Consider the following 10,306-nt stretch of genomic DNA (forward strand, 5'->3'; position numbering starts at 1 on the left):
ATTAAACAGTGCTCGCTCGATTCTATTTATCCTCGATACCCCGAATCGTTACTCCCGCATATGCAGGAAGGGAATAATAACCTGCCCGGATGCATACTCCGGACCACAACCCGGAAACTCTCGTTTCCAGGCTCCAGCAGTTCATAGGTTTACCAGTTACAGACTTCTCAGGATCTGCAAGTGTATCGCATCTCATACATATCATCGCATCACCAGCCTGCCAGCTGGCTTCGGTCAGTGCTTTTTCGCAGCATTACGGACTGAACTAAAAATCTTTGTTTTGTCTTATAATCCTATAGCGGCATCTTCCTCGTGCTCTTTGCATGAAATGTCACGTCAGTTATTATTGGATATTCAGTTATCATGGTTCATTTTAGGAAGTCCTTTAACTTCCTCTAATTACTAAAGTCAAATGACTTTGGCAGATGCAAAAGATTTTGAAAAATTTTTTAAAAAAATTTATTCATATACATTTCACGCATCTTATTAAGAGTGGATTTTAACTTGTATGACAGCATCTGTCTGGAAATCCCCATAATCTCCGCCATCTGTGTCTGTGTCTTGTTTTCAAAGAAAATACCATAAATAATCATGCGTTCCTCTAAGTTCAGTTGATTGATCACTGTGTGAATATCCTGCTGTTCCATTTTTGTCAGTACACAGTGCTCCACATCACAGTTCAGATCTGGAAAATCCTCAATCATGAAGCCTTCTCCATCAATGGACTGACCGCTGTAAGGTACTTCTCTCAGCATCTTATCCACAACCTCACCCAGTTCATTCTTAATCTCAACTTTTTTTGCCTTGCTGCTTCTGTAAAAATTATTCATCGCATACGCAACTTCTTTTGTAATCTCGATCATTTCTCCATCAATATTTGCGTAATACTTTCCTTCGTAAAAATATGGGTGTTCAATATACATATCCGTTCCTCCTGAATTTGAAATCTTGTTGCTCGTTTCAAATTCGGAAGGAGGACCTTTGTTTAGGATCATGCCTGCTCCGCCTTCATCCTGCCGGGACACATCCGCAGTTATTGGCTGATAAATTCAGGCACGAAAAAAAGCCCCAGTAGTTTTTCTTAACTACTGAGGCTTCTGTCTCTTTCTTGTATTCAGTTATCTATGCCCTCTTTCATCAGCATAATCATTGTATCAGGATAAAGTTCACAAAGTATCCGCAATACGTTCCCATAAGTTCATGTCATAACAGAAATCGTACATATTTCGGTGTTAAAAGTTCACCCTGCTATTCTTTTACTTCTTTTCCATCTATATAGAGTTCAAATATATCAGGATTATTGACAACATCATAATCCTTTCCATATTCTACAGGTCTGTATTCGACTGTCATCACCGACGCTCCGTCTTCAATATCCTCTTTCCATAGATATATATTCATACCAAGGCTCGTCGCATATCCTCTGTCCGTAGAAAACTTTATCGAATAAAAGAACTTTTCTTTAATACTAATCCTATCCGATACCAGTCTTTTCCCTTTCTTGCAAGCAGTAATCCCAGCCCAAACTTCTGGTACATAATCTGCACAATCAGAGATACTTCATAAATTCGTTACTATTTTTCAATTATAATACTCTGATAAAAATATCGAGGACCTCATTTTCAGAGGCCCTCTTAATACAAACTTTCCATGAACATCTCGAGCTTAAATCCAGAAGCAGTTATCCTGATATGTACATTAACAGATCCTGTGTATAATATTGTTAACTTCCTGATGAATTAACTCTCGACTGTACGAGAACCTTATAATAATGGATTTGTGACTGTTTTATAAGTTAACTCTCGAGAGTTAATTAATTCTCGTGTCGTTAACGATATAACACGCACAAACCGCATAAATAAGCCATTTATTTGGAACGAGAGTTAATTTTACAGGAAGTTAAGAAATATACTATAAATGAGCAAATTTGAAAAATTGCACAAAATTATCCTGCTAACTTCATAAATGCCTTAAAATCATTACTTCCTTTTGCAAGTTGGAAGAGATACTGATACTTTTCTGTCTGAATAATGCTTCCAATCCGGTGGTAGCCTTTTTCAAAAGAACAGAATTCACCAGTCCCTGTCACACACATAAAATGTGCCATTGACATAAGAAGCCAGTATCTTCGGACTCCCTGTGCAGAACGTATCTGATAGCTGTCCAGTGCCAGTTTATTCTTACACTGGCGAAAAAATACCTCTATCGGTCACCGGCAGACATAATAAGACAGTGTTTCGTCCAATGATAATGAAACGTCTGTACTGAGAAAAGCACGCAGTGCTTTTGGATTTCCAAATGCTTTTTCCGGATAACTTAAAAGAACTACGGCATTTTCAATACCGTTGAGTTTTCCCTCATAACGATACACGTAATATTTTTGTTTTTTCACTGTCACAAGGCGAAAATTGGAACGTGTGGACGTTAAAAAAGCAGCAAACTCATTAAGTTTCTTTTTGAATCCAAATGGATAAAGCATCCGGTTTGTTTTCAGTGCACCTATGGTATGAAATCCTCCGGCTGCGAAAGTGTTGATTATTTTTTCAGAAGTATACCAGCAGGAAAGCATAACAGCAACTGCCTGGTGTCCGTAATCCTGTTTCCCCTTTAAATGGGATTGGTGAAAGTACGCGTCTTCAATTGGATGCAGAGCCTGTGACGAAGGCTTTGTTTTTGAAGCTGTCGTATCATCTACAATACAGAAAAAAGGCTTTCCGGTGCGAGCTGCTTCTGAATAAATAATCTCTATAACAGAACGTTTTAACGTATCTGAAAGTGAGGAATCATCCCATTTTCCTGAATTAAGGAAATGTGCGATCGTAGTCCTGTGACAGGAACTGTTTTTAGCAAAGTCCGTGGTTTTCCCATGGTATCCTAAAAGAAATATGCTGATCAGAATGCTCATAAGATGATTTATCACTCGATTGGAATAAAATTTGTATAAGTTTAATTTCTTAAGCTGGTTGTATATGAATGTAGAATGATGTATAGTATTTGCGAGAGACACCTTCTTTCGTAAATGTTGCAAATGTTTGTTTAGGTACTTTCATTATACAACACACGGAATCAAGGTGTCTCTCTTTTATGCAAAATCACGAACTTGCTCATTTATAGTTAATTATCTGCCTACAATTCTATCAAAAAAAGTAAAAAATACTTAAATTCGGAACAGATTACATTAATGGCTCAATATATCCTAGCTTTATTGCTTTGTTATAAGCTTCAACTGTATTAGATACTTCAAGTTTATCATAAATATTTTGAATATGGTTATATAATGTACGTTCACTTATAAAAAGATTCTTTGCTATTTTCTTCTTTATATCCCCCTTACAAATTGCTCGTAATATTTCAATTTCCCTCTCTGTTAATACCTCAATATCTGGAATTTTATTATAATATGTTTTATTACAAAGAACTCTCTTTAATCTTTCTACTAATTCCTCCATAGAAACAGACTTATTTATAAAATCCGCAGCTCCTTTGTCAAATGCCATCTTTTTGTATATAGGCATATCATACGAAGAAAGTATAACTACTTTTGAATCTGGATTAATTGATAATATATCTGCCAATATTTCAAATCCATTCTTTTCAGAACTATTCTTTAAATTTATGTCCAATAGAATAATATCAAATTCTTTTTCTCGAAACGTACGGAAAAAATCATTCTCCCTTTCAACATAGTAGCAAAGTGATACAAATTGACTCTCTATCAGTAATTTCTTTAAACTCTCTCCAAATAATCTATGATCATCAAATAGTAAAATTTTCACTAATCTACCTCCAGCTCGACACTAGACCATAAAATGCCATTTGAATAATTATATGTCAATTTCCCATTGTTTGCCTCTACAAGCACCCTCAAAAGTAGCACACCACCTTTAGACTTGAAAATATTTTCATAATCTATTGCACTCGCCCCATCACTCTTGCAGTTAATTATTAACACCATATTTTCGTCCAATTTTATTTCGTATTTGATATAAGTCGCATTGGAATGCTTAAAAATATTGTTAATCAATTCCTTACTAATCTGTAACAGCATTTCTAAATGCACTTTATTTTTTAGATATTTTTCTGCTTTTTCATTTATATCAATTTTTAATTGAACTTTCTTATTTGGATATATGGCTTGTATAGAATTTAACATATTTTCTAAATTAATATAGGCACCATATTCCAGAAAAATATTTGCCGAATAAAAATTCATCATTTTCCTTGCACGATCTTCCAGATTTAATAAAACCTTTTTCGATAGCACAATATCCGGTTGTTCTAATGCTAATAAATTGTAAGATGCTCTGATATCCTGGACAATATCATCGTGAAGTATTCTTGAAAAATTCTCTCTTTCAGTATTTATATACTTTGTTAAGAAAAAAAAGGAACTTATTTCTCTATAAAATTCTTGCCTATCCTCTATATGTATCATAGTTAATATTTCAAACAATAGCATAAAAACCTGGAAAATCATATTAAGGCAAAATGAATCCCAATCAAAAATATAAGATATATATACTACTAGTGGTATCCATAAGGTTAAAATATATTTTGACTTCTTTGCAGAAGTCGGAAGTATATGTACATATTTGAAATTTATCCATTTATACTTAACAAAAATATCTACCGCCATGCCCAATACTATCATAAACGAAGAAAAAAGGACAAACCGATTAATGTAAAAAAGCAATCCCAAAAAATAAGAAATAAGAACAGTTATTTCTTCCTTATATCTTTTCCTGGCTAATAAATTCCTTGCCTTATACAATAAAAATAATACAAATGCGATTTCAAAAATTATAATACCTGTTCTATGTATCATGGAACTACAGAATAATATAGGAACTGTATAATCAATACTATCCACTATATCTGTTTTTTTTTGTGATGTCATAATATATACATATAATGCACTAATAAAACAAACTAACAATATCATAGATAATGCATTTATCTCTACAGCATCATTTGTAATCAAATTAAATTTATAAAAAAAACTCCACATAACAATTATAGCTATATGGAGCAGAATATATATGCTGTACTTACTCTTCATACTCTTTTTCACCCACATCACTGAAACATCATTTACCGTATCTAGTAGTATGCCATTACAATTCTCTCTTTAGTGGCCATTCGCAGAACAAATACACTAACACACAAACTTATTACATACTTTATTATAACAGTTAAAATAAAATTATTGCTCCAGGAATAAAACATACTCTCAATAATTAAAATAAAAAAATAAAATACTGATATACGCAAAGAAATTCCCTTATATTTATTCATATCTCTTATAACCAAAATAACTGCATTAATAATTATACTGCTTAATAAGGTAAATGTAAAGAAATCAAGTATTTGGGCAACATCAGGTGATCCTATTTTGTATATAGTAATACCTAACAGTGGCATAAGAAGTAAGAGAGTTGATATCCACAAAGAAACTGTATGATTAATAAGGATAGATTGAAGCCTAGTCCCATTTGCAATCAACCACTCTATTCTTCTTGTGATTTTTTCCATTTGTAGTAAATCTTTACTTAATTCACAGGCAAATATAATATATAAAAAAATATACCCCTTCCAAAGCATATCAATATAAGTATATGAGCCAATTATTTTTTCCTGCCCTTTACTAAATAAGGTTAATATACCAAAAATAATTGCTACTAGACTCATAAAAACAAAATTACCTGTTAAAATTTTTTTCACATGAATCCTAATAATAGTCAAATCCATTGTCCAACACTCCTTACAACACTTTCATTGTCTAATTTAGAAATCTTTCTGAAAGAAATAACAGCTAAAATTGTCGCACCAATTATATTCAGAATAATAATAAAAATATACATACTAATATTTAAACCTGATACAAATTCAACAATTTCATTCGCACACATAGCACTAATATAAATCAGAAAAAAATTTCCAAAAAAGACCATATTTTTAAATAACTTATATTTTTCTACAGAAAATGTAATTGTATTGAAAAATAGAACTTCAGTGTAACTCATTATTACTGTCGATATAAAAAAGGCTATAATACCAAAAAATGAAATTTTAAAATCTATGAGATAATAACCTAATACAAATATAATAAAAGGAATTATAATTGATGCTTTTAAAATTTGTATTGTGTAGGCCTTAATAATAAACTTTAAATCAATCCCTGATGCTAAAAAAAACTCCATCCGTTTACTCATTTTATCTTTCACTGTCAAATCTATTATTATAGAATTTGCCTGAAGAAGAGTACATCCTAAAAGAACTACAAAAAAAACTAAAATAAGATAATCTGTTCCTTTTGAATAAAATTGATCCTGTTGAAATACAACCAACATCAGTGTCCCAAGCACTCCTACTCCTAACATATTAAAAATTGTAGATTTACTCTTAAATATAATATAAAAAACAGCTTTTTTAATATTATTCATAATCTCCACCTTCTTTTATAAATAACTCTTCCAGTGTTGTCCCTTTTATGTTATCTATATCCTCATTGAAAACAACCTTACCATTTTCAATCATAGTGACATAATCTGCACTTTTCTCAATTTCACTTAAATCATGAGATGTAATCAATATTGTTTTTCCTTCTTCCTTTAGTTTCTGGATAATCTTTCTTATTTCAACACGAGACAACGGATCTACCCCTGATGTTGGCTCATCAAGGTAAATAATCTCACTGTTGATTAGTATAACGATTAGAATTGACAATTTTCTTTTCATTCCTTTTGAATACGTACTAACACGTTTCAATAAATGTTCTGTAATATTTAATGAATCACTATATTTCTTATAGTCCTTTACGTAGTATCCAAAATACAACCCAAAGATTTTCAAGTTCTCCAAACCTGTTTTATCCTCATATAAATAATCATTCTCAAGCAACATTGCATGTTTACCCGATACAGATATTTTTCCTTCATCTGGTTCGTATAATCCGGTGAGTAAACGCAATAGTGTAGTTTTTCCTGCTCCATTTGCTCCTATCAAGGCATGGACAGAATTTTTCTTGACAGTAAAATTAAAATTTTGAAATAATTTCTTACCATCAAACGCTTTTGAAAGATTGTAAATAGAAATAATATTTGTCATTATATTAACAGCCTCCTAAACTCATTTGGTATATATTGGGAATACCATGCACAATTTTCAAAGCCTTTTTCTTTAGCAGCTACTAACCCACGTATTATGCAATAACTACAAAAGTACTTTTTTTCACACCCTGAGCATTCTTTACTTGTATAATCTGGAGCTTGTATACCACGAATCATATTCATTAATTGATAATTATTTGAAAACAACTGTCCGATATCCTCTTTAAATACATTTCCCAAAGATTTAATCACTGTCTGGTTATCCATTGCACAAAATTTGATTTCTCCCTCTGGCGTTATTGAAGGATTCGATGTAAATGCTCCACAATTCTTTGCGTTGCTATTTCCGTCTTTAATTTTATATAAAAACCCTTTTCCATATCGGGTATTAATGTTTTCTATTACTTTACCAACCCTTTCATGTTGTTCTAATGTCTTTAAAAGCAAATTATTTTTATCCTCTAAATCAGCTCTTCCCATAGGAGTAATTGCTGATATACCATAAGTTTCGATACCTGCTTCTTTTACCCATCCTGCAATATTTTCAATTTGGTCAATGTTTTGCGGTGTTACCATTGTAACAACTCTCATCAGTATTCCTGAATTATTAATTCTCATAATTGTGTCTTTAACACGGTGAGTAATATTGGGTATTTGTGTTCCCATAAACCAATTTATATAATCATCATTATCTCCGTGTAAATCGATTTGTACAACTGTCTGCTCCTTATGTTCTGCAATCAGTGCGAACAATTCTTTATTCCAAAATAAACCATTCGATAGTATACTTACTAATGAATAGTCAAGATTATACGCTTCATTCAGGATTTCTAAAAACCTCGGATGACACGTGACTTCTCCACCTGTAAATTCTACTACTCTTGTCCCTGCTTTACGTGCATCCTTAAGTAACTTCTTTATTTCCTCTGTATTATCTTTAAATGCATTCGTTGCACAATATTCTCCATAACAGTGCAAACACTTTGCATTACACCTATGTGTAATTTCTACAGAAATAGCTGATGGATACTGTGTTTTTCCATTTCCAAGTATTGGTATTTCTATTGGATTTGTTTTTTTTAAATACTCCACAGAAATTCCTGGATTTTTCTCCAATTCATTCAAAAAATTATTTAATTTATACTTAGCCTGTTCTTTCTTCTCTAAATGACAACTGATCATCATGTCAACTAGATCATCAAATGTTTTTGTCCCATTTAGGTTACGTATAATTTCTAAAGCATCTTTGTTAATGCGATACAATGATTCACCCATCTTTTCATAACGGTTATTTATTACAAGAATATAAGAATCTCTTTGTCTTTCTATTGCTTTTACGTTAATTAATCTCAGATACATACCTTCTCCTTATTGTTGTTTAACCTACAATATAATCAATCTTATTTCTATTATCATCTGTAATTATTTTATAGAAAGAACAGGAAGTGAGAATTATTACTATCTAGCGGTAAAATCTCACTTCCAGTCTTCTGCTTGTTATGATTTATTACTCAGAAAAATCCAACAAAGCCTGCTGCACCCGCTGCAGCAATTGCGGATGGTCCACAGAACATACACCCTGTACATCCTGCACATAATTTACATCCGTTTCCCATTGGTGAAATACTAGGATTCATGGCATTTCCTCCTTATGTATATTCTCGACTTTGTTATCGAGTGACTAAATTATATATTAGCTTTACGACATTTACATGAGTAATTACTGCAATGTTCTTAGATTATGTCGATTATGCCATTAAGCTTAATCATTAAAAGCTTTATTTACTACTATAAATATAATATTCCTATTTCCATTTATTCCCCTCTAAATTCAAGATCATATCTTTGGAATGCGATTTCGAAATCTTTACGTCTTCTTCTTGCAACATTTATTTCTTATCCATTTATATTTATTGTTCCTTTTTTATAAGAATCAACATTCATTAAATTTACAATGCCGCTCTTACTAATTCTTATAAATAAATTTCTATCCAACATGTCTTCCAGTTGCACGAGTGAACAATCTCTTCGCATTGTTTTGCTTCCTAATTTCTATTCACATCAATTCTGAGAAAGCACTTTTTCTTTGTGTTCCAATTTCTTAAAAAGAAGCTGCCAGAAAATCATATCTTCTGGCAGCTTCTTTGAAATTCAGTATTTGTTAATGTGCAACACTCATGCTCTCATCAATCCATTTCTGTACGACATCGACGCCAATCTTAACGGCTTTAGCAATCTTGTCAGCAGGTAAACCCATCTCTGCAAGGGCAATCGTTGTCTCTTTTGCTTTTTGCATTTCACCGCTTTCAATACCTTCACTGTAAATCTGTTCCATCTCACGGCACATGAATTCCACCCCTTTCTGTGTTTCCTTCAATTCGTATACTCTGTCAGCAAGTATCTTACTGTGCATATCTTCTGCATTCTTACAGTGAAGATCATGCATCAGTCTGCCTAATTCTGTATCCTCTTGTTTCTTAGAATTTACATAGATAATATGAGCTTCATCCTTAAAATTCTCACTGACTTCTTCGATTTTCCTGTCTATATGATAAATCGGAAGTCCGTATCCAAGTGCATCGTCTCTGGTGATAAAAATCACGTAGCTTTCCGGAAGTTCATCAAAATCCTGTCCTGGATTTAATGTGTTCATATCCATCAGACCACTATGATACCTTGCTCTTTTGGGAGATGCCCCTTCGTTGTCCTGTTGGATTTCTACATCCATCTGCTTGCCTTCAGAATCTCTGGCAACACAGTCCAGAATAGCTGAACGCCCCTGCAAATTCTTATAGTCTTTCTGCAGAACTTGATCAATCACTTTCAGATCCTTTTTATTCATAATTACCTGCAGAACATATTCTGTACATTCCCGTTTCTTGAATACATTCCGCATAAACACATCGCTCATGATGGTAAGGTCTTTTAAGATACCCTTGTATCTTTCGTAACGTGTTTCCAATTCTTCTGTTTTCACGATTTCTTCTTTCGCCACGTCCATTCTCGCCTCCATTCTTTGCTATGTCAGGATAGGTTCCTAAATGTCTCCTATCCCAATTTCATCTTAACATCAAAATCAGCTTTTCACAAGCCACTATTTTATCCTACACCACTTGAAAACAATAATTTCCAATCAGTTTCATCCAACTATTATATTTATTCTTTTCACACACCTTTCGGCAAATTTCATTTTCCAT

Annotated in this window: 14 protein-coding genes; all 14 read right to left on the minus strand. The window is 32.7% G+C overall.

Annotated elements, in window-relative coordinates; all coding sequences use genetic code 11:
* Positions 1-22 precede the first annotated feature (22 nt).
* Positions 23-196 (minus strand): hypothetical protein, encoded by a 174-nt coding sequence (locus G5B12_RS16470; protein WP_226840949.1) that lies wholly within the window; start codon positions 194-196, stop codon positions 23-25.
* 253 nt (positions 197-449) lie between these two features.
* Positions 450-923 (minus strand): sigma factor-like helix-turn-helix DNA-binding protein, encoded by a 474-nt coding sequence (locus tag G5B12_RS16475; RefSeq protein WP_171030278.1) that lies wholly within the window; start codon positions 921-923, stop codon positions 450-452.
* Between the two features lie 325 nt (positions 924-1,248).
* Positions 1,249-1,401, minus strand: a complete 153-nt coding sequence (locus G5B12_RS16480; RefSeq protein ID WP_015529888.1) for a hypothetical protein — start codon at positions 1,399-1,401, stop codon at positions 1,249-1,251.
* A gap of 544 nt (positions 1,402-1,945) precedes the next feature.
* On the minus strand, positions 1,946-2,113 hold the full coding sequence (locus tag G5B12_RS17695; protein WP_015529887.1) for a hypothetical protein: 168 nt from the start codon (positions 2,111-2,113) through the stop codon (positions 1,946-1,948).
* 96 nt (positions 2,114-2,209) lie between these two features.
* On the minus strand, positions 2,210-2,905 hold the full coding sequence (locus G5B12_RS16485) for a transposase (protein WP_015529886.1): 696 nt from the start codon (positions 2,903-2,905) through the stop codon (positions 2,210-2,212).
* Between the two features lie 268 nt (positions 2,906-3,173).
* Positions 3,174-3,776, minus strand: coding sequence for a response regulator transcription factor (locus G5B12_RS18165; RefSeq protein ID WP_055039879.1), 603 nt, complete (start codon positions 3,774-3,776; stop codon positions 3,174-3,176).
* Complete coding sequence (locus G5B12_RS16495; RefSeq protein WP_055039880.1) at positions 3,776-5,059, minus strand: hypothetical protein; 1,284 nt, start codon at positions 5,057-5,059, stop codon at positions 3,776-3,778. The genes G5B12_RS18165 and G5B12_RS16495 overlap by 1 nt, the downstream gene beginning before the upstream one ends.
* A gap of 41 nt (positions 5,060-5,100) precedes the next feature.
* Entirely contained in the window at positions 5,101-5,748 is a 648-nt protein-coding gene (locus G5B12_RS16500; RefSeq protein ID WP_015529882.1) for a hypothetical protein, read from the minus strand.
* Entirely contained in the window at positions 5,739-6,443 is a 705-nt protein-coding gene (locus G5B12_RS16505) for a hypothetical protein (RefSeq protein ID WP_015529881.1), read from the minus strand. Before G5B12_RS16505 ends, G5B12_RS16500 begins: the two co-directional genes overlap by 10 nt.
* Positions 6,436-7,107: an ABC transporter ATP-binding protein gene (locus tag G5B12_RS16510; protein WP_015529880.1), complete on the minus strand. Its 672-nt coding sequence runs from the start codon at positions 7,105-7,107 to the stop codon at positions 6,436-6,438. Before G5B12_RS16510 ends, G5B12_RS16505 begins: the two co-directional genes overlap by 8 nt.
* The gene (locus G5B12_RS16515; protein ID WP_055039881.1) at positions 7,107-8,468 is read right to left on the minus strand and encodes a radical SAM protein; all 1,362 of its coding nucleotides are present in this window, start codon (positions 8,466-8,468) and stop codon (positions 7,107-7,109) included. The genes G5B12_RS16510 and G5B12_RS16515 overlap by 1 nt, the downstream gene beginning before the upstream one ends.
* Before the next feature lie 152 nt (positions 8,469-8,620).
* A complete protein-coding gene (locus G5B12_RS17865; protein WP_015529879.1) occupies positions 8,621-8,746 on the minus strand; it encodes a hypothetical protein in 126 nt (41 codons plus the stop codon).
* Positions 8,747-9,005: 259 nt separating this feature from the next.
* Positions 9,006-9,143 carry a LytTR family transcriptional regulator DNA-binding domain-containing protein gene (locus G5B12_RS18575; RefSeq protein ID WP_015529878.1) on the minus strand — a complete coding sequence of 46 codons (138 nt, stop codon included), beginning with the start codon at positions 9,141-9,143 and terminating at the stop codon, positions 9,006-9,008.
* Between the two features lie 127 nt (positions 9,144-9,270).
* Positions 9,271-10,110: a PD-(D/E)XK nuclease family transposase gene (locus G5B12_RS16525; RefSeq protein WP_138344136.1), complete on the minus strand. Its 840-nt coding sequence runs from the start codon at positions 10,108-10,110 to the stop codon at positions 9,271-9,273.
* Positions 10,111-10,306 lie beyond the last annotated feature (196 nt).

Origin of the sequence: Blautia sp. MSK.20.85, from assembly GCF_013317245.1 — a bacterium.
Lineage (GTDB): Bacteria > Bacillota > Clostridia > Lachnospirales > Lachnospiraceae > Blautia_A.

Bases quoted from the DNA above. Each gene is read 5' to 3' on its own strand.
- G5B12_RS16470 (WP_226840949.1), bottom strand. From the start codon at position 196: ATGAGATGCGATACACTTGCAGATCCTGAGAAGTCTGTAACTGGTAAA.
- G5B12_RS16475 (WP_171030278.1), bottom strand. From the start codon at position 923: ATGTATATTGAACACCCATATTTTTACGAAGGAAAGTATTACGCAAAT.
- G5B12_RS16480 (WP_015529888.1), bottom strand. From the start codon at position 1,401: ATGAATATATATCTATGGAAAGAGGATATTGAAGACGGAGCGTCGGTG.
- G5B12_RS17695 (WP_015529887.1), bottom strand. From the start codon at position 2,113: ATGTCAATGGCACATTTTATGTGTGTGACAGGGACTGGTGAATTCTGT.
- G5B12_RS16485 (WP_015529886.1), bottom strand. From the start codon at position 2,905: ATGAGCATTCTGATCAGCATATTTCTTTTAGGATACCATGGGAAAACC.
- G5B12_RS16495 (WP_055039880.1), bottom strand. From the start codon at position 5,059: ATGAAGAGTAAGTACAGCATATATATTCTGCTCCATATAGCTATAATT.
- G5B12_RS16500 (WP_015529882.1), bottom strand. From the start codon at position 5,748: ATGGATTTGACTATTATTAGGATTCATGTGAAAAAAATTTTAACAGGT.
- G5B12_RS16505 (WP_015529881.1), bottom strand. From the start codon at position 6,443: ATGAATAATATTAAAAAAGCTGTTTTTTATATTATATTTAAGAGTAAA.
- G5B12_RS16510 (WP_015529880.1), bottom strand. From the start codon at position 7,107: ATGACAAATATTATTTCTATTTACAATCTTTCAAAAGCGTTTGATGGT.
- G5B12_RS16515 (WP_055039881.1), bottom strand. From the start codon at position 8,468: ATGTATCTGAGATTAATTAACGTAAAAGCAATAGAAAGACAAAGAGAT.
- G5B12_RS17865 (WP_015529879.1), bottom strand. From the start codon at position 8,746: ATGAATCCTAGTATTTCACCAATGGGAAACGGATGTAAATTATGTGCA.
- G5B12_RS18575 (WP_015529878.1), bottom strand. From the start codon at position 9,143: ATGCGAAGAGATTGTTCACTCGTGCAACTGGAAGACATGTTGGATAGA.
- G5B12_RS16525 (WP_138344136.1), bottom strand. From the start codon at position 10,110: ATGGACGTGGCGAAAGAAGAAATCGTGAAAACAGAAGAATTGGAAACA.